The organism is Flavobacterium procerum (assembly GCF_042431625.1).
In the GTDB taxonomy this organism is placed as follows: Bacteria; Bacteroidota; Bacteroidia; order Flavobacteriales; family Flavobacteriaceae; genus Flavobacterium; species Flavobacterium procerum.
The window spans coordinates 537,937-558,034 of record NZ_JBHLYW010000010.1; the positions used below are offsets into that span (position 1 = coordinate 537,937).

At 33.0% G+C, this 20,098-nt stretch carries 19 protein-coding genes; 8 read left to right on the forward strand and 11 right to left on the reverse strand.

The window, feature by feature from the left end; all coding sequences use genetic code 11:
• Positions 1-6 precede the first annotated feature (6 nt).
• The 4 genes from ACFFLS_RS16705 to ACFFLS_RS16720 all read left to right on the forward strand — a co-directional run bounded on the left by ACFFLS_RS16705 (position 7) and on the right by ACFFLS_RS16720 (position 6,753).
• Entirely contained in the window at positions 7-1,446 is a 1,440-nt protein-coding gene (locus ACFFLS_RS16705) for a complex I subunit 4 family protein (RefSeq protein ID WP_379684370.1), read from the forward strand.
• 63 nt (positions 1,447-1,509) lie between these two features.
• Positions 1,510-2,901 carry an NADH-quinone oxidoreductase subunit N gene (locus ACFFLS_RS16710; RefSeq protein ID WP_379684369.1) on the forward strand — a complete coding sequence of 464 codons (1,392 nt, stop codon included), beginning with the start codon at positions 1,510-1,512 and terminating at the stop codon, positions 2,899-2,901.
• Positions 2,902-3,063: 162 nt separating this feature from the next.
• On the forward strand, positions 3,064-3,834 hold the full coding sequence (locus ACFFLS_RS16715; RefSeq protein WP_379684368.1) for a Bax inhibitor-1/YccA family protein: 771 nt from the start codon (positions 3,064-3,066) through the stop codon (positions 3,832-3,834).
• Between the two features lie 429 nt (positions 3,835-4,263).
• Complete coding sequence (locus ACFFLS_RS16720) at positions 4,264-6,753, forward strand: pectate lyase family protein (RefSeq protein ID WP_379684367.1); 2,490 nt, start codon at positions 4,264-4,266, stop codon at positions 6,751-6,753.
• 42 nt (positions 6,754-6,795) lie between these two features.
• On the opposite strand, the gene ACFFLS_RS16725 is transcribed toward ACFFLS_RS16720, so the two are convergent.
• The 8 genes from ACFFLS_RS16725 to amaB all read right to left on the reverse strand — a co-directional run bounded on the left by ACFFLS_RS16725 (position 6,796) and on the right by amaB (position 13,425).
• Positions 6,796-7,203, reverse strand: a complete 408-nt coding sequence (locus tag ACFFLS_RS16725; protein ID WP_379684366.1) for a hypothetical protein — start codon at positions 7,201-7,203, stop codon at positions 6,796-6,798.
• Complete coding sequence (locus ACFFLS_RS16730; protein WP_379684365.1) at positions 7,187-7,750, reverse strand: LemA family protein; 564 nt, start codon at positions 7,748-7,750, stop codon at positions 7,187-7,189. Before ACFFLS_RS16730 ends, ACFFLS_RS16725 begins: the two co-directional genes overlap by 17 nt.
• 6 nt (positions 7,751-7,756) lie before the next feature.
• Positions 7,757-8,800 carry a hypothetical protein gene (locus ACFFLS_RS16735; RefSeq protein ID WP_379684364.1) on the reverse strand — a complete coding sequence of 348 codons (1,044 nt, stop codon included), beginning with the start codon at positions 8,798-8,800 and terminating at the stop codon, positions 7,757-7,759.
• Between the two features lie 17 nt (positions 8,801-8,817).
• Positions 8,818-9,630: a hypothetical protein gene (locus ACFFLS_RS16740; protein WP_379684363.1), complete on the reverse strand. Its 813-nt coding sequence runs from the start codon at positions 9,628-9,630 to the stop codon at positions 8,818-8,820.
• A gap of 16 nt (positions 9,631-9,646) precedes the next feature.
• A complete protein-coding gene (locus tag ACFFLS_RS16745) occupies positions 9,647-10,693 on the reverse strand; it encodes a DUF2931 family protein (RefSeq protein WP_379684362.1) in 1,047 nt (348 codons plus the stop codon).
• 7 nt (positions 10,694-10,700) lie between these two features.
• A complete protein-coding gene (locus tag ACFFLS_RS16750) occupies positions 10,701-10,976 on the reverse strand; it encodes a hypothetical protein (RefSeq protein WP_379684361.1) in 276 nt (91 codons plus the stop codon).
• Positions 10,977-11,016: 40 nt separating this feature from the next.
• Positions 11,017-11,763 (reverse strand): hypothetical protein, encoded by a 747-nt coding sequence (locus ACFFLS_RS16755; protein ID WP_379684360.1) that lies wholly within the window; start codon positions 11,761-11,763, stop codon positions 11,017-11,019.
• Positions 11,764-11,871: 108 nt separating this feature from the next.
• The gene (gene amaB, locus ACFFLS_RS16760; RefSeq protein ID WP_379684359.1) at positions 11,872-13,425 is read right to left on the reverse strand and encodes an L-piperidine-6-carboxylate dehydrogenase; all 1,554 of its coding nucleotides are present in this window, start codon (positions 13,423-13,425) and stop codon (positions 11,872-11,874) included.
• Between the two features lie 182 nt (positions 13,426-13,607).
• Between amaB and ACFFLS_RS16765 the strand changes: the two genes are divergently transcribed.
• Positions 13,608-14,564: an MBL fold metallo-hydrolase gene (locus ACFFLS_RS16765; RefSeq protein WP_379684358.1), complete on the forward strand. Its 957-nt coding sequence runs from the start codon at positions 13,608-13,610 to the stop codon at positions 14,562-14,564.
• 114 nt (positions 14,565-14,678) lie between these two features.
• Here ACFFLS_RS16765 and ACFFLS_RS16770 read toward each other — a convergent pair whose 3' ends face one another.
• Together ACFFLS_RS16770 and ACFFLS_RS16775 are read right to left on the reverse strand one after the other, a co-directional pair.
• Complete coding sequence (locus ACFFLS_RS16770) at positions 14,679-15,218, reverse strand: 3-hydroxyanthranilate 3,4-dioxygenase (protein WP_379684357.1); 540 nt, start codon at positions 15,216-15,218, stop codon at positions 14,679-14,681.
• 117 nt (positions 15,219-15,335) lie between these two features.
• The gene (locus ACFFLS_RS16775; RefSeq protein WP_379684356.1) at positions 15,336-16,436 is read right to left on the reverse strand and encodes an endonuclease/exonuclease/phosphatase family protein; all 1,101 of its coding nucleotides are present in this window, start codon (positions 16,434-16,436) and stop codon (positions 15,336-15,338) included.
• 226 nt (positions 16,437-16,662) lie between these two features.
• On the opposite strand from ACFFLS_RS16775, the gene ACFFLS_RS16780 reads away from it, so the two are divergent.
• The 3 genes from ACFFLS_RS16780 to ACFFLS_RS16790 all read left to right on the forward strand — a co-directional run bounded on the left by ACFFLS_RS16780 (position 16,663) and on the right by ACFFLS_RS16790 (position 18,864).
• Positions 16,663-17,562: a S66 peptidase family protein gene (locus ACFFLS_RS16780; protein WP_379686344.1), complete on the forward strand. Its 900-nt coding sequence runs from the start codon at positions 16,663-16,665 to the stop codon at positions 17,560-17,562.
• A 152-nt stretch (positions 17,563-17,714) separates the two neighbouring features.
• Positions 17,715-18,086 (forward strand): YraN family protein, encoded by a 372-nt coding sequence (locus ACFFLS_RS16785; protein ID WP_379684355.1) that lies wholly within the window; start codon positions 17,715-17,717, stop codon positions 18,084-18,086.
• Between the two features lie 121 nt (positions 18,087-18,207).
• Positions 18,208-18,864, forward strand: coding sequence for a hypothetical protein (locus tag ACFFLS_RS16790; protein ID WP_008466087.1), 657 nt, complete (start codon positions 18,208-18,210; stop codon positions 18,862-18,864).
• A 527-nt stretch (positions 18,865-19,391) separates the two neighbouring features.
• Here the strand turns inward: ACFFLS_RS16790 and ACFFLS_RS16795 are convergent.
• Positions 19,392-19,946 (reverse strand): DUF5683 domain-containing protein, encoded by a 555-nt coding sequence (locus tag ACFFLS_RS16795; protein WP_379684354.1) that lies wholly within the window; start codon positions 19,944-19,946, stop codon positions 19,392-19,394.
• Between the last annotated feature and the right edge of the window lie 152 nt (positions 19,947-20,098).

Consider the following 20,098-nt stretch of genomic DNA (forward strand, 5'->3'; position numbering starts at 1 on the left):
ATAACTATGAACGTTTCTACTATATTAATTATACTTTTAATTGGTGCATTTGCCACTTATTTATCTGGTGACAAATTGGCTTCAAAAGTTGCATTGCTTTTTAGCTTGGCAACTCTTGGATGTTCGATTGTATTATTGAATAATTACAATGCTGGCGAAAACATCAGCTTTATTGCTAACTGGATCAACAAACCAAATATTGTTTTTGCCTTAAATGCAGACGGACTTGGGATTGCAATGGTTTTATTGACTCTTGCCTTAACTCCGATTATTATATTTTCTTCTTTTGGAAATGAATATAAAAACGCCAAATCTTTTTATGCCTTAATTTTATTTATGGCATTTGCTATGGCTGGAACTTTCTTGGCTGCAGACGGACTTTTATATTATGTTTTCTGGGAACTTGCTCTTGTTCCAATTTACTTTATTGCGCTTATCTGGGGTAACGGTGATGCCGAAGAACGCAGAAAAGCAGTGGTTAAATTCTTTATTTACACACTTGCTGGTTCTTTGTTTATGTTGACTGCCTTTATCTATCTATATCAAAAAACCGGAAGCTTCTTGCTTGAAAAATTATATGCTGTAGAATTATCTTCTTGCGAGCAGTTATGGATTTTCTTGGCTTTCTTTTTAGCTTATGCAATCAAAATTCCGATTATTCCTTTCCACACATGGCAGGCAAATGTGTACCAGAAAGCGCCAACCGTTGGAACAATGCTTTTGTCTGGTATCATGCTAAAAATGGGATTATACAGTGTAATCCGTTGGCAATTGCCTATTGCACCGCTTGCTGCAAAAGAGTATTTGAATATTTTTATCTCTCTTGGAATTGCAGGTGTAATCTATGGATCGATTGTGGCTTTGAAACAGAAAGATCTAAAAAAACTTTTGGCTTATTCTTCCCTTGCACACGTTGGTTTAATCGCTGCGGGAACTTACACTCTTACTCTTGATGGTTTAAGAGGAGCAGTTCTTCAAATGATTGCTCACGGTTTTGTGGTAGTTGGATTATTCTTTGCTGCAGAAGTAATTTTTAGAAGATTCGAAACTAGAGAAATTTCAGAAATGGGCGGTATTCGTATTCAGTCTCCAAAATTTACATCTATGTTTTTGATTTTAGTTTTGGCGTCGGTGGCGTTGCCAAGTACTTTTAATTTTGTTGGAGAATTTACCGTATTATATAGTTTGTCTCAAATCAATATCTGGTTTGCTGTTTTGGGAGGAACCACAATTATCTTAGGAGCTTACTATATGCTTAAAATGTTTCAGCATGTTATGCTGGGAGAAACAAATTCAAAAGCATTTGCTGATGTGAGTCTTAACGAAGGAATTTCATTTGTCGTAATCATTGCTGTCTTATTGTTCTTCGGATTTTATCCAAAACCAATTACCGATCTGATTACTCCAAGTCTTGAAACTATTTTAAGCGTAATTAATAAGAACTAATATTTTAAACAAAATAAATTAGGAACTCATTATTTTTTGAAATCCTAAATCAAAAAAACAAAAATGAATACATTAATAGCTATAACAGGATTGGGTATTTTTTGCCTATTGTTTGAAATTCTTAATTTAAGAAAAGCCATTATTCCAATTACCATTGCGGGATTGCTTGGTGTTTTGGCTCTTAATTATTGCGAATTTGGAGCAGAACAAAGTTATTACAACAACATGATTACAGTGAGCAAATTCTCTACTGCTTTTTCATCTTTGTTTATCATTATAACCATTTTTCTGGTAGCTTTAAGTCATAATTTTTATCATAATCATCCAACCAAACTTTCAGATTATGTTGCCATAAAAGTATTTCTTTTGGCTGGTGGTGTTGCTATGGTGTCGTTTGGAAACTTGGCTATGTTCTTTTTAGGAATTGAAGTTCTTTCAATTGCTTTGTATGTTTTAGCAGCAAGTGATCGTTTAAACATCAAAAGCAATGAGGCTGGAATGAAATATTTCCTTATGGGTTCTTTTGCCTCGGGAATTATCCTTTTCGGAATCTGTTTGATTTACGGTGCTATGGGAAGTTTTGATATAGCTGAAATTCACGAAAGTGCCTTATCTGCAGAGTTGCCAATCTGGTTTCCAATCGGAATGATTTTAATGGTTGTTGGAATGTTGTTTAAAATTGCGGCTGTTCCTTTTCACTTCTGGGCTCCAGATGTTTATGAAGGTTCTCCAGCTTTGACAACTGCTTTAATGAGCACTCTTGCTAAAATCGTAGCAGTTGCAACATTATTCAAACTAGTTTCTGGTCTAAATTTAATTTCATCTTTAGAAAATCAGGATCTTTTATACACGTTCCAAAATATCGTTGTATTCCTCTCCATTGCTTCTATGACAGTCGGAAATATTATGGCTTTAAGACAGGTAAATGTAAAACGTATGCTTGCATTTTCTGGTATTTCACATGCTGGTTTTATGTTGATGACTTTGCTTACTTCTGAAACCTCTTCAGGTGTTTTATTGTACTACACTGCAGCTTACGCTTTGGCGGGAATTGCAGCATTCAGCGTAATTTTATATGTATGCAGAGATCAAGATAATGAAGATATTACAAACTTCCATGGATTAGGAAAAACAAATCCGCTGTTGGCAGCAGTTCTTACTGCATCTTTATTATCTATGGCCGGTATTCCTATTTTCTCAGGATTTTTTGCAAAACTATTTTTATTCGACCAGACCATCAAAGCCGGATTCATCAGTTTAGTAATTGTTGCGGTAATTAACTCAATAATCAGTGTTGGTTACTATTTCAAATTGATTATTGCAATGTATTCAAAAGAACCAAATGAGCAAAGAACCGGAAAACCATTTCTTATTTACGCTGTAGCAGTAGTTTCTATTGTCTTAAATATTATTTTAGGTTTATTCCCTTCACTGGTTTTAGATTTATTAAATTAATAAAAAAACACATATTTTTAGAAAATCCATCAGAAATTATCTGATGGATTTTTTATTTTTATCAAAATCGGTTTAAGAAAAATTCATGTTAAAAAAACTATCCTATAAACTACACTTGAAAAAAACTCCATATATTTGAGTTCAATTAAAAGTATTAAAACTATGAACTTTAATTCTAACAACCCATTTTTAAGCAACAGACGATTTTCTTCAAATAGTTCTTCACGAACTCAGCAAGTAAATGGACAAGTTATTGATTACAATCAGGAAATGACCATTTCTGGAACAATCAACAAAACAGCAATTTTATTTCTAATTTTATGCGCTTCAGCTATGATTACATGGTGGATGGCATTTAATGATATGAATCCAATGTTTCCAGCAATCGGAGGTGCAATTGTTGCTTTGATACTTGTTGTAATTTCTGCTTTTAAGCCACAGGCTTCAACTTATCTGGCGCCAGGATATGCTTTGTTTGAGGGTTTGTTTATTGGAGGAATCTCGGCTATTTTCGAAATTAGATTTCCAGGACTTGTATTAAATGCTGTTGGAGCAACTTTGGTTACATTTTTGGTTTGTCTTGGATTGTACAAATTCAAAATAGTAAAAGTTACAGAACAATTCAAATCGATAGTTATTGCTGCAACTTTAGCAATTGCAACTTATTATTTGTTTTCGTGGCTTGCTTCGCTAATTTTTAGTTATAATCCTGTTCATCACGGAAATTCGTTAATAAGCGTAGGGATTAGTGTTTTTGTAATTATAATAGCAGCCTTAAACCTATTTTTAGATTTTGATTTAATAGAAAAAGGCGCTCAACAGAGAATGCCAAAATTTATGGAATGGTATGGTGCAATGGGATTGATGATTACATTGGTTTGGTTGTACATTGAATTCTTAAGATTATTATCAAAATTATACAGTAGAGACTAAGTTTTTATTTCTATCATATCGAAAAGCCTTTCTGGGAAATCAGAAAGGCTTTTTTATTTTTATGCTAATGTGTCAATTCGTTAAAAATATTTTTAACTTTTTTCTTACAAAAAATATAATGTAATTTTAATGCAATAAAAAAATCGATGATTTATCAATTATTGCCAGCATTTTTTGCCGAATTATCACTCTCTCAACAAACACAATAGGTTTTTACATTTTACTTTTATGCAATTAATTACAATTAATGCAATTTGTTGCATTTTTAACATATAAAAACATCATTTTTAATCACAAACAAAATTTAAAGCTCAAAAAATTAAATTATTATTAATTTATGATTATTTTTGTGTAATCGATTACAATTAAACCACTTGTATTGAGAGTAAAACCACTTACTAATTATCATTAACCTTAAACCAAACAATTATGAAAAAAAAACTACTTTATCTGGCAGTATTTCTCCTGACTGCACAGTTATGGTCACAATCCATTACTGAAACTTCAGGATGGCTTGAATCTGCTTTTGTAAAATGGCAGCCCGTAAGTAATGCCCAAACCTATAATGTGTATTACACCGGAGGAGGACTTGTCGATCAAAAAATCGACAACGAGCTTATTAGAAATTACGGAACATATTTTCGTGCTGACATTCCAGGATTAAAAGCCGGATCTTATACCGTAAAAATCAAACCCGTTATTTCAGGAGCTGAAGGAACGGGAACGACCAGTAGCTCAGTAACTGTAAAAGCTCACGATAGAGCTGGATTTGCATTTTCAAATTCTCGTGTTCCAGGCGCCTATAATACAGACGGGACACCAAAAAGCAATGCCGTAATTCTTTACATCACGCAACAAACTAAAAACACGGTTTCACTAAATGTGACAGGTGCATCAGCAAATCCTTGTGTTGGCTTACAAACCATTCTTGACGGATATAAAAAAGGAAAAGACACAAGACCTTTAATTATTCGTATGATTGGTCAAATCACTGACTTGTCTTATATGATGAACGGAGATCTTGTGATTGAAAATAACAATAATGCCGCAAGCTACATCACACTGGAGGGAATTGGAAACGATGCAACTGCTGATGGATGGGGAATTAGGGTAAAAAATGCTTCAAATATTGAAATTCGAAACATCGGCATTATGAATGTAGACAGCGGTGAGGGCGATAATATCGGATTGCAACAGGACAATGATTACGTATGGGTTCATAACTGTGATTTCTTTTACGGAAAACCTGGAGGCGATGCAGACCAGATAAAAGGCGATGGAGCTTTAGATTGCAAAAAATCGACTTATGTAACCTTTTCATACAATCACTTTTGGGATAGTGGAAAAAGTAATTTATTAGGTCTAAGCGAAGGAACTACAGAAGGTTTGTACATAACCTATCATCACAATTGGTACGATCACTCAGATTCGCGTCATCCTAGAATCCGTTATTACTCTGCTCATGTTTATAATAATTATTACGATGGCAATTCTAAATATGGAGTAGGATCTACTTTGGGTTCATCTGTATTTGTAGAAGCTAATTTCTTTAGAAATTGCAAATATCCAATGCTAACTTCTATGCAGGGAACAGATGTTTATAATGGAGCTACAGGCACTTTTTCTAGCGAAGACGGCGGTACTATCAAAGCTTTCAATAATACGATGAGCGGACAAACTCGTTTTGTTGGATATAATGCTACAACATATCCTGTAGAATTTGATGCGTATATCGCTTCGACTCGAAATGAAACGATTAGCAATACTATTAAATCAAAAAAAGGAGCGAAAACCTATAACAATTTCGATACAAATTCAAGCGTAATGTATTCGTACACACCTGAAAGTCCTGAAAATGCAAAAACAACGGTTATGCAGTATGCAGGACGTATTTCTGGAGGCGATTTTCAATGGACATTCAACAATGCAGTTGACGATACCTCTGACGGTGTAAATATTGGCCTAAGAGATGCATTAAACGCTTATCAGACGAGCTTAGTTGCTGTACAAGGAGGAACTAATCCACCAGCAGGAAACCAAACTTTAACGTCGACTTCTAATACCAATCAAACCGTTACGAGCGGAACGGCCATTGGAACCATTGTTTTTACTTGGGGAGGAGATGCGACTGATGCCACTGTAACAGGTTTACCAGCTTCTGGATTATCATTTGTAAAAAATACAACCGCAAAAACAATTACAATTTCTGGAACCCCAACTGCTAATGTAACGTATTCAATAGCGACAACTGGAACCGGAACTTCAGCAAATGCATCAGGAACCATAACGGTAACCACCACAGGTACGCCTGCTGGAGATGAGATTCATAACTTTACAACATCTGGAAAAACAAGTGATTTCTACACAATTACAGGAAATCTCTCAACTACAAAAGGGACTGTTACTTACAATGGATTGACCCTAACACAATGTTTAAAAGTCGAATCTTCTACTAGCATTACGTTTACCACAACGCAACCAAGCACGCTAACACTTGTCTTTGTTGAAGCATCGGGAACGATTAAGGTAGATAATGTAGATAAAACTGCTTCAAACGGAATTGTTACCGTGTCTCTTGCCGCTGGATCTCATACTATTACAAAAAAAGACACTTCAAATTTATTCTACATGAGCACGGTTTATAATACTGGAAACTTAAAAACTGCTGATTCAGGCTCATTATTTCAAACTGAAGAAAAAGTGCTTTTACATCCAAATCCCGTTAGCAGCACTTTATACTTAACCGATAACACTCAAAAAGTAGAACATATTGAAATATTCAATTTACTTGGAGTTTTGGTAAAAACTGTTCAAAGAAATACCGAAACAATCGATTTAAGCAACCTACCAACTGGAACTTATATTGCCAAAATTCAAACCAGTACTGGAGTGATTAATCAGAAAATCGTAAAAAAATAATTCGTTATAAAAGAAAGGCTTCCGGATTTGGAAGCCTTTCTTTTATCTATTTCTATTTCTATTTCTAAATGCCTGCTGTTCGCTCATTTTTCCAAACTCCTTAAAAAAGTCTTTTATCGTTTGCAGATTGAATATTACAAACAAAAGCATTCCAAGAAAAATAGCGATCCAACAGTAAACAATTTTTACACCCGAAACATCTGAAGTACCTACATAAAAAATGATTGTTGGAAATATCGCTACCAAGATTGTCAAGCCTAATGTTAACAAAAGTGGATTAATAAAAAAACGACTCACCGCATTTAACCCTATCATCCTAACAATCGAGGCTAAAATTAACAAGCCTAAAATTCCGAAAATTAGTGAGGCAAAACCATAAATGAGCACTTCGTCATTGAGTGCATTAATTTCACCTTCGTAACCAAAAAAAGTATTAAAATTGAATTCCATCGTATTTTTTTTCTTCTGGTGTTACTTCAAATAATGACTGCGTTTTATAGCCTATCATTTTCGCTAAAATAAAATTTGGAAACTCCTCTATTCCAACATTATATAAATTTATACTGTCATTAAAAAATTCTCTTCTATCTGCAATTTTATCTTCCATCTGAGAAACTCTTCTTTGTAATTCAAGGAAATTACTATTGGATGCCAGCGTCGGATAATTTTCTGAAACCGCAAACAAGCTTTTCATTGATTTTGAAAATTCATTCGCATTCTCGATTTTTTCTTCTACTGTTTTAGCATTTAAAAAATCGGTTCTCAATTTGGTTAAATTGGTAAGCATCGCCGTTTCATGTTCCATAAATTTGGAAGCAACTTTCACTAATTCGGGAACTTCGTCTGCTCTTTGCATCAAAATAACATCGATATTTCTAAAAGCCTTTTCATAATTGTTTTTTAAGGCAATCAGTTTATTGTAAATTCTGATAAAAAAATTAAAGAATATAAAAATCAGAATGATTCCGGCAATTAATACAATGGTTTGAACTGTCATAATTTCTTAATTTAAAATAATATAAAGGAGTATCAATGAAATGAAAAATAATGTCGCTAAAAACGAATTCAACAATGGTTTGTACTTATTTCTGAACGAAATACTTCTCGGAATTGCAACACCAAATACATTATCTGAACTTCCTTTCTGAATGGTTGTATTTCCGTTATCCGAAGTTGCATTTCCAATCAAAAGCATATAATCGTTAGGTTGTAAATAGGTTTCGCTATATCTTGTCTTTCCTCCTTCTTGTTTGTCAACGCGGTCAAAATAAAATTCTAGTCCTTCGCCATCAACAATTACGGATCCAGTTTCGTCTTTTATTTTAAACCTACCTGTTTTACATTCTGTAAAAACAGTACTGTAGGTCGTTCTTCCGTCATCATCAGGTTTACTTTCTTTTTCAATTTTGTAAAAATAACCAATACACGGTTTACTGAAATAAGGCGAAATAATAGGTTCGATTTGTTCTAAATCACCTTCAATTTCAACCTGTCCCATCGCAATAGCACTCACTTTTGAAGTTGGCAAAATAGACTGCAAGCGCATAAATTTAGTCTTATTACTCGGAAAGAATATGCTATTGATTACAATTAAACCAGGAATGAGTAAAAAAAGAAGTTTTAGGTTTTCTGTTTGGAAAAGAAAAACAAAAGTTCCAATAATTCCAGCTATAATCAAAAATCCCATTATTTTTTGGACAAATTTAGTTTTCGGAATATTGTGTTTACGATTAAATCTCTCTGTTTTAATTCTTTCTTCCTTACTACTTTTAATACCTGAAGAAATCATTCCAATTATACCAAAGAAAAAAACAGACCCAAATAAAAGAAACAGTACCGGAAGTGGCAATCTGTCATCAATTAAAAAACTGACGCCAATTAGCAAAGGGCATAACGCAAAGAAAAGCCAATTTGGAAATTTCAAATTCAATAAGCCTCCAAAAATAATAGTTAGAAACAAAGCAATTCCCATACTAAAAAGCATCAAAAAAATCAGCATTCCTGCATCAGTCCTATTTTGACCAAAAAACTCTAAAAGTTCATTCATATATTAAAAATTCTTTATTAGAATACAATTTCGATTTCTTTAGAAAGCAATCTTCTAATTCTGTTTTTCTCTTGGTCCGAAATTGGATTATTACTCAAATTAATTCCAACCAGAGATTGTAACTTAGTAATTTCATTCGGAATTTCGCTAATCTCATTATTACTTAACGTAAGGAATTTCAAATTTCTGAACTTTAAAATCTCGTCTGGAAACACCTTTAATTTGGCGCCTGTCAAATCCAATTCGATTACAGATTCGGGCTTTAATTTTGCTTTTTCTAAATTATAAAATGTTGTTTTCTCTTTCTTCTTTTCTTCTTTATTTCGGCTCAAAACACCTATTCCAGACAGAATAAGTACGGCTACAAAAAAGATACATAAAAAAGCAACCCACACAGGGTCTCCTTGTTTTTCTGTTGTAAAAAGCCTCATATAAACATAGTAGACCATTCCAAAAAACAAGACCAAAAACAGTCCTAAGAAAACCAAATAAAGAAAGTATTTTAAAATAGACCAAATGATATTTTTTCCTCTTGTAGTATTTTTTGAAACGGCCAAATAAACAACAAACCCCAAAACCAGAATCCAGAAAACAACAAGTCCGATTTGGGCTATTTCATTTCCATTTTCAATAATTAAAAAACTTATAAAAGTGGGAAACATCAGAACAAACCAAATTAAAAGTGCCGTTAGTCCGAATGAAAAACAGCCTAACTTTTCACCTTTTTTAGAAGTTCTGAGCCATAAATAAGCCAACAGAAAAGATAAAAGCAGCACTCCTATAAATCCGTATCCGAAAGGAGTAAGTCCGGCTAAAAAAATTAAATTCATTGTATTTGTTTTAAATTCATTTGGAAACTTCTACATTATCATTCTTTTGTTCTAAAGGATAAACGCTTATATAAGACGGATTTATTTTTATCACTTTAAGATTATTCTTTAAAGAAATAACAATACTGTCGTTCTTGTTGTTTACAGTTAGTTCTAATAATAATGGTTTTGCTTTTTCAGGCACATACATTTTCCTGAAAGTGTTTAAAATTTCTAATTCATCAAAACTAATTTGAGTTGCAAATCTTCTTGTATCATTTTCCCATGAAAGACGAATACCGCTAGGAATATTTTCAAAAATATAGTTTTTTTTATTTTTACCATCTTCTAAGCTCCAATTATTCTGATTAAATAATTTAACATCTGCCTCTGTCAAATAAAATCCATCAGGTAAATTTAAATCAACATTGTAAGAATGTTTTTCCATTACCAAAGCCACTTTTGCATCAATATCGATTTTGGAATTTGTATTTTTTTCTTCAATGTCATCAAAAACATGCCAAGTTTCATTGACTGTTTTTGCCTGATATTCACTAATTTTTAAATTTTTATCAGCATCTGAAATCCATACCAAAAGTTTTCCTTTCGGTAATATTTCTGCAAAAAAATACAACAAAACTTGGTTTGGGTTTTCGTTTGCAAAATTACTTTTGTATGGATTGGTTGTTTCTCTTAGTTGTTTCGCTTTTTCTAAAATAATGGCGTATGGCAACTTAAAATTTCCATTATAGAATTTTTTCTCTGTGTAAGAAAACCATGTTATAGATAAACTATCTGGATAAAAAGAATTCTCCTTACTTTTTTCAGAAAAATTAATATCATTCCATCCATTATCAATTATACGATTCTTATCAACATCGTAGTTCCAATTGTTTGTATGATGAAAATAGCAAGTGCTTACTTGTACAACATTTCCTTTTTTACTCAAAACTCCACTGCTCCATTCAAATCTTTCATCAGCCTTATAATTGTAGATTTGAATTAGATTTGCAATTAATATAATAAGCAATAGAACCGTTAGCGCCACATTAATCCTATCTTCTCTTTTTGTAAAATATTTCATAAGGAACTTAATGTGAAAATGCTTTCCCAAATTGTGCAACATACCAAAAAAAGCCAATAAGTATTCCTGAAATGATACTGCAAATTATTAATGTAATGCCAAAGAATTTTCGATAGAATGTTTTCTCAGGACTATAAAAATAAATCAAAAACAAGAGAGTCACCATGGTAATAGGCATTGTTAATGTTGTCCAACTCTCTGAATGATCTTCGCCATTCAAAAAATAAAACTGTAATGACAATGCGATTGCTATCAAAAGAAAAAGAGTAATAAATATTTTCATTATATCATTGATTTTATACTACAGAAATTTATTCAATGACTTACCAACCTGCATGCGGGAGCTCTTCTAAAACTTTATCTGGACTGTCTGTAGCAAACAACATTTTGCGTTTTAACTTAAATTTTTTAATTTCATGTGTAATTCGCGCCGTATCCTGCATCATATCAGCTAATTCCATATCTGCAACTCCAGAAATTAAATTATAATCAACCGTTATTTGAGCCCCTGCCCCAGTATTTAAAGTACTAATAGCAACAAGTATCAGTTCGTCATCTACATATTTATACGACGTTTTACGAGCTCCAATAGGACCAATTCCCTGAAGAGTAATATGAAATATTCTATTTTCATCAATTTCGATATTCTCGTAATCATACATTTTAGAACTTCCATCGGTATATTGAGCGTCGATAGCTTTCCATGACGTTTCTTTTAAAATATAAGTTCCATCCTGTTTTTTGATTAGAACCAAAATAGGTCGTGAATCTGTTTTATCATTTTTATTCTGCAAAACAATAACCATATCTTTTAATTCGTCATTATCCAGAAGTCCTTCTGCTTTCAATTGTATCTCATAAATTTCAGGCACAAAATCTTCTGGCTTTCTTCCTGTTTGAGGAAAAACCTGTATTGCGTTATTTTCTGCAACTTCTCTTTCTTGTTCTTCTTTTACAAAAGGATAATCTTTGGGGGTTACAATTTCGTTTTTTGTTTCTGGAATTCTGGTCTTTTCATTTTTACAACTCATTGTAATAATTACTAAGACAATAATTAAGAACTGTTTCATTTAATTGAAGTTTGGGTGCAAACATAAGCAAATTACTACAGATGAAGCAAAAAAAACCGCTTTCTTCAAAATATTGAAAAAAGCGGTTTGCAATTAAATTCGTATGGTTTACAAATCAAATTTAATTCCTTGTGCAAGCGGGAGATTTGTAGTATAATTAATGGTATTCGTTTGGCGTCTCATATAGATTTTCCAAGCATCAGAACCTGATTCGCGCCCTCCGCCGGTTTCTTTTTCTCCACCGAAAGCACCACCAATTTCGGCTCCTGAAGTTCCGATATTTACGTTTGCAATGCCGCAGTCAGAGCCTGTTACAGATAAAAATCTTTCGGCTTCTCTTAAATTATTAGTCATAATTGCTGAAGATAATCCCTGCGCTACTCCATTCTGAATTTCGATTGCATTATCAACTTCTCCAGAATATTTAAGTAAATATAAAACGGGTGCAAAAGTTTCGTGCTGTACAATTTCAAAAGAATTTTCTGCTTCTGCGATTGCTGGTTTCACATAACAGCCGCTTTCGTAACCTTCACCAGAAAGCACTCCTCCTTCAACCAAAATCTTTCCGCCTTCGGCCACTACTTTATTTAACGCATCGGCATACATTTCAACAGCATGAACATCAATCAGCGGTCCAACATGATTGTTTTCGTCAAGCGGATTTCCAATTCGTAATTGTTTGTAAGCAGCAACTAATGCATCTTTTACTTTATCATAAATACTTTCGTGAATAATCAATCTTCTTGTTGATGTACAACGCTGTCCAGCAGTTCCGACTGCTCCAAAAACAGCTCCGATAACGGTCATTTTTATATCAGCATCTGGCGTAACAATAATCGCATTGTTTCCTCCTAATTCTAACAATGATTTCCCTAATCTTCCGGCAACTTTCTGGGCTACAATTTTCCCCATTCTAGTCGAACCCGTTGCAGAAACAAGCGGAATGCGAGTATCGGCTGTCATTAATTCGCCTATTTTATAATCTCCATTTATTAAACAAGAAATTCCCTCTGGCAGATTATTTTCTTTAATAACCTGAGCGATTATATTTTGACATGCGATACCGCATAAAGGTGTTTTTTCTGAAGGTTTCCAAACACATACATCGCCAGAAATCCATGCCAACGCCGTATTCCAAGACCAAACTGCAACTGGGAAATTAAACGCCGAAATGATTCCAACAATTCCAAGAGGATGATATTGCTCATACATTCTATGTCCAGGTCTTTCAGAATGCATCGTTAATCCATGAAGCTGACGTGATAAACCAACAGCAAAATCGCAGATGTCAATCATTTCCTGAACTTCTCCAAAACCTTCCTGCAATGATTTTCCCATTTCATAAGAAACCAATTTACCAAGCGCTTCTTTATTTTGTCTCAATTTTTCTCCAAACTGACGAACAATTTCACCACGTTGCGGCGCTGGAATTAGTCTAAAAGTTTTAAAAGCTTCTGCTGCCGTCTGAATTGCCTTTTCATAATCCTGAGCAGTCGACATTTTTACTGAAGCAATTAATTTTCCGTCAACTGGTGAATAACTTTCTAAAATTTCTCCCGATGAAAAATTATTTATTCCTGTTGATGTTCCTTCATTTATGGTTTTAATGCCCAATTTTTCCAGAGCTTCTTTCATTCCAAATTGCGATGCTATTGTTGTCATTGTAACTTTTTTAGTTAAAATTGTTATATTACAAATGTAAAGATATTGTTTTAGAATTAATTTCAAATTGAAGCTAATCAATAAATAGACGTAAATTTAAGATTATTTAATAGTTTTAGTAGAGACTAAACCTTATTAATTGAATTTATTTGATGAAATTTGCGGTACTTAAAATAAAAAATATGACCTTTTTCAGTCGACTTTTACTTTGCTTTCTTTTAATTTCAACCAATGTATTTTCTCAAAAAGAAAAATCGTCTTTTCAGGTAGTTCCTTTAGGAATAAAAGGCGGAATAGACGAAAAAAATCTATCAGCCTATTTAGTTGCTCCAATTAATACTAACGATTATATCTGTCTCGATGCTGGAACTATAAATGCCGGAATAGAAAAAGCGATTGAAAATAAAGTTTTTAAAGTTTCGACCTCCGATGTTTTAAAGAAATACATAAAAGGATATTTGATTTCTCATGCGCATTTAGACCACGTTTCGGGTTTAATCATTAATTCTCCCGCTGATTCTTCTAAAACAGTTTATGCAACAGGGAAATGCATGGAAATGATGGAAAATCATTATTTTAACGACCAAACCTGGGCAAATTTTGGAGATAAAGGTCCTGGTTTTCCGTTGAAAAAATACCACTTTCAGACTTTAAATGTCGGTGAAGAAACTCCTATTTCAAACACCAAAATGACCGTTAAAGCTTTTCCATTAAGCCATGTCAATCCTTTTGAAAGCACTGCTTTTTTAGTTAAAAACAATGACAATTACGTTTTATATTTAGGCGATACGGGACCCGATTCTGTTGAGAAAAGCGATAAGCTGAAAGCATTATGGACGGCAGTTGCACCTTTAGTTCAAAACAAACAATTGAAAGGGATTTTTATTGAAGTTTCTTTTCCTAACGAACAACCTGACAAATTTCTATTTGGACATTTAACACCTAACTATTTACTAAAAGAACTTCATGTTTTAGAAGAAATGGCAGGAAAAGGTTCACTGAAAAATTTCAAAATTATCATTACACATTTGAAACCTCCTGCAAAAAATATTGCCAAAATTAAAGAACAGTTAAAAAATCAAAATGATTTAGGTTTGAAGATTATTTATCCTGAGCAAGGGAAAAAGTTTGAGTTGTAACTTTTTATTTAGCCACAGATTTCACAGATTAAAAGAATTTTAAAACTATCTGTATATTATAAACCCGACAGGTTTTAAAAACCTGTCGGGTTTGATATCTAAATTAAATTCAATTTATTTCTTAGCCACAAATCTCGGATCAGTTTCCATTACAGTGCCACAGTTATCACACGTTCTTAATTCTTCTGAATTGTAAAAATGCTCAAAATGAGGTAAGAAATCTTTTTCAATATTGTGCAGTTCAAAATATACTTCATAAAGTTTGTGATTGCAATTGTCACAATGCCAAAGCAATCCATCGGTAAAACCTTGTCCTGCACGTTTACGCTCAATTACCAATCCGATAGAACCTGCTGAACGAACAGGAGAATGCGGCACTTTTGCCGGATGCAAGTACATATCGCCTGAGTTTAGTTCCATTTCCTTGCGCTCTCCATCTTCCTGAATTACCACTTTTATACTACCTTCTAATTGGTAAAAAAGTTCTTCAGTTTCGTTATAATGATAATCTTTTCTTGCATTTGGTCCCGCCACAATCATTACGATATAATCCCCAGAATCTACGTAAAGATTTTTATTTCCAACTGGCGGTTTTAATAAATGACGGTTTTCGTCAATCCATTTGGTTAGGTTAAAAGGTTTTGCAATTGCCATTTTTTTTATTCTAAATTGTGAAAAGCTAAGGTAGTGAATTTGTAGAGATGCACTACAGTGCGCCTTTAGGTTTCTAATTCCATTTCAAAAAAAAGTTAGACGCACTGCAGTGCATCTCTACTGTCCAATTTCTTTTATCAAATAAACATAAACAGGAAAATGATCACTGAAACCCGCTTCTGTCAATGTATTTCGCAACGGATACCCTTTATACTGTCCCAAATTCTGAATAAGATAAGGTCTTGTAAAAATCCCCGCTTTCCAAAAATTAAAAGTTGCAAAATCAGATTTTATTAGCGAATCTGTCATGATAATTTGATCAAAAATATTCCAGGAATCCCGAAAAGCAATTGTTCCCAATCCTTTATTCACCATTTCTTCAAACGGATTAAAAACACCAAATTCTGAAACTTCTGACTTCTTCCCTTTTGCTTCTAAGGCCACTTTTATACTATTATTAATTGGCCCGTCATTAAAATCTCCCATGGTCATCACTTTTGCTTGCGGATTTATCTGCTGCAACGAATCTATAATTCTTCGGTTCAACTTTCCTGCGGCTTCTCTAAACAAAGTTGTCGCTTTTTCACCTCCAGATCTCGATGGCCAATGATTAACTATTATATGTATTTCTTCATTTTCTAAAAATCCCGAAACCAAAAGCTGATCCCTTGTAAAGACACGATTGTTGTTTTCTTTTTTAATTTCTAATTCATCGTCTTCAATCTCTGATTGTTGTACTTTCTTTGGAATATTCTTTTTATAAATAATTAATGGAATGTTGGAAAAAGAAGTCGGACGAAAGTACTTTTTCTGATAAAGCAACGCTACATCTATTCCGCGTTTATCGGGCGAATCAAAATGAATAATTCCGAAATCAAATTGCTGTAAATTAGGCTCTTTAATTAAATCTTCTAAAACAGCTCTGTTTTCAACTTCAGCACAGCCTAACAAAATGGGAGCATTAGAGTTTTCTGGTGTTCCGATTTCAGAAATTACTCTTGCAAGATTCTTTAATTTCTGTTCGTATTTTTCTTTTGTCCAATGTTGCGCACCATTTGGAGTCCATTCATCGTCATTTGTAAAAACATCATCATTGGTATCATAAAGATTTTCAAGGTTATAAAATGCGACGGTGTGTATTTTATACTTTTTGGGTTGTGAAAAAATCTGAAATGAACACAGTATAATGATGTAAAAACTAATTTTAAAAAACTTCATAAATTTACTTTTTAAAAAGTTCAATATTAAGCATTTTATTTAATTGTAAGAAAATTCAAATAAATATAACTTCTAAATTTTCTATATTTGTTTTTCATTCAAAATGAAAAAGCAAATAAATTTTATGATAATGAAAAACTCTTTCTTCAAGAAACACTTTACAATTTGTAAACTGGCATTTCTTATTTTTGCTTTACAATCATTCACTTGTCAATCTCAACAGAACATGATAACACCACCTTATTTACAAAAAGGAGATACTGTCGCTCTTTTGGCAACAGCTAGAAAAAACATCGACGACAATCTAAAACCAACTATAGATTTACTTCACAGCTGGGGTCTAGAAGCCGTTGTTGGAAGCACAATCGGCTTAGATTACCACCAATTGGCAGGAACAGACGAACAGAGAGCTGCCGATTTTCAAAAACAGCTCGACAATACTAACATAAAGGCCATCTGGTGCGTAAGAGGCGGTTACGGAACTGTACGAATGTTGGATTTATTAGATTTTACGAAATTCAACCAACATCCAAAATGGATAATCGGTTTTAGCGATGTAACAGTTCTACACAATCACCTAAACACAATGGGATATAAATCGATACATGGCGTAATGCCTGTTACGATTCCGCGTGCCACGCCTGCTGCAATCAGTTCGATGAAATCGAGTTTGTTTGGCGAGCCTCTTACCTACTCGATTCCTGCACATAATATGAATCGATTCGGAAAAGGAACAGGAGAAATAGTCGGTGGTAATCTTTCTATTTTGTACAGTTTATTAGGTTCTCCATCAGCAATTGACTGTCGTGATAAAATATTATTTATCGAAGATTTAGATGAATATTTGTATCACATTGATCGTATGATGATGAACTTGAGACGTAACGGCTGTATCGAAAACCTGAAAGGAATTATTATAGGCGGTATGACCAAAATGAAAGACAACGAAGTTCCGTGGGGCAAAAATGCCTTAGAAATCATCGATGACGTAACCAAAAAATACAACATTCCAGTAATATTCAATTTTCCAGCCGGACATATTCAGGACAATAGGGCTTTGATAATGGGAAATATCGTTACGATGGAAGTTACAGCAACAGGAAGCACATTGACTTTTAAAAAGTAATATTGTACAAATCCGTAATTTAAGGAGCTTAAAATACCACATAAAATCTCGCAAAGACGCGAAGTCGCAAAGTTTATTTAGACCTTTGCGACTTCGCGTCTTTGCGTGCAAAAAACCTCCAGCTTGAAACTTTAAACTCGTAATAAAAAACAATGGCAGAACACAATGAACTAGGAAAATTAGGAGAAGATATGGCCGCTTCTTATCTTGAAGAAAACGAATATGAAATTTTGGAAAGAAACTTCACTTCACAAAAAGCCGAAATAGACATTATCGCAAAAAAAGATAATGTTCTTGCCATCGTGGAAGTAAAAACTAGATCGAGTTTAGATTTTGGCTTGCCACAAGATTTTGTGAATTCAAAAAAGATTCAACAACTGGTAAAAGCAGTAAATGCCTACATAAACGATAGGGAAAAGGATTTTGAAGAAAATTTAGAAATACGTTTTGACATCGTTGCGGTCCACAAAAACGGGGAATCATTTGCTATTGAACATCTTACCGATGCATTTTATCACTTTTAACATAATTTTCTATTGTTATAATTGTAACAAATTGTTTTTTTATTTATATTTGCTGAGATTTATAACATCGTAATGTTAAATTAACCAACCAATTAAGTTACCAAAAAAAAAAAAAAGAATTATGAAAACTGTTTCATCAATCGTAGAAAATTACATCAAAACAAAACCATTTTTATTGAATGCATTATCGCTGGGCATTATCAATCTGACATCGCTTTCTCGAAATATCATGACTGAACTGGAAAGTGAGTTTGGAAAAGAGGTAAAACAAGGTGCCGTTGTAATGTCTTTAAAACGACTAACCGAAGAACTGGATTTTAAACTGAATCATAAAATCAACAAGGTAATTAAGAATATCGGCGAAATTACAGTGCGTTCTGAGCTTACAGATTACACTTTTGCCGCTTCTGAAACGGTTTTAAACAAACAAGCCGATCTAATTTCTGATATTAACGCTCTTTCTGATATTTTTTACACTTCTTCTCGTGGCGTAAACGAAACTAATATTGTGGTAAGCAGCAGTGTAAACCATTTAGTTGAAAAGCATTTTATGCGTGAGAAACTAATCCAAAAATTAGACAATTTAGCTTCTATTACCGTAAAACTACCAAAAGAAAATATTGTGGTTCCTGGAATTTACTATTTCATTTTCCAGCGTTTGGCTTGGGAAGGAATCATTATCAATGAGGTAATTTCAACTTCAAATGAATTTACCATTTTAGTTGGCGAAGATCAAGTAGACGTTGCTTTTAAAGTAATAAAAGATTTGAAAAACTAACAATCCTAAATAATAATTTATAAAATCCTTTTGTCTGTAGATAAAAGGATTTTTTTGTTCCTAATAGCTCTGAGCATTAAAAAATCAATTGCATAAATGGCACTATTTTCAATATTTATGTGATTAACATACTATTTTTTCTCAAATGCGTTAATTTGACACATCCTTATATAAAGCGGTCTTTCGGCCTTTTTTAATTGTTCATACAAAAAACTAACAAAAAATATGAATTAAGTTTTTTTATATGTGATTTGTTGCGAATAATATTTTTATATATTTGCAAAGAAGTATGAGAGATTATATAAATAGTAATCATCTAAAAGTAGATAATCAACATTACGATATATTTCTTGGAATTTTTCTAAGACCTTTTTTTAACTTACGATGAAAATCATCTAACCAAAAACCACTATAATGCAAAAAAATCACTCCGCGGAGTGATTTTTTTTTTATTTAAAAGGATCAAAGCTTTTCGATATACAGCAATAAAATTATCTAGTAACCTAAAGCTTTTTTTATGTTCATATTTAAAACGAATAATTAAGTGCTACGCCGACATCGTTTTTTAAAGTGACGTCGTTACGGGTGATTGTAGGTTTAAAAGCCAGATTTTCATTTACATTAAACTGTGACAATGCAGCATCAATATTTGCATCGATAATATTCAAAACGTAAAAACCAACCATAAAAAGAGCCGATAAATCTCTATTTCGCTGATATCCTTTTTGAATTCTGATTAATCTGTCTTCATCAAATCGAGCAAGGCTTGGCGAATCGCTTATCCTTCCTTCAAGTCTGTTTTTATATTCATCTCTGTATATTTTATAATTCTTCTGATTGTCAACATACAGATAAGTGCTCACACCAATTGCGCCGAAAACAAGGGGAACTTTCCAGTATTTTTTGTTGTAAACCTGTCCTAAACCTGGTAAAACAGCCGAATAAAAAGCAGCTTTGGCCGGACGAAGAGGATCTATTTCTTCTGATTTTAAAGTGTCTTTAGCAATAAGTTCATTTTTTTCTTGGGCATTTACTGAAGTGAAACTGAGTAAGAAAAATAAAAAAATATATCGGTAGTGCATATAAAAAATTTGTTTTTGAAATCGGGGTCAAAGAAAACTCTTAGTTTTCAAGATTTTTCTTAAATAAAAGATAAATAAAACTTAATTTTTAAAGAGTTGTTATTTGCCACGAATTCACGAATTATTCTAAAAATTCGATTTGATAAATTATT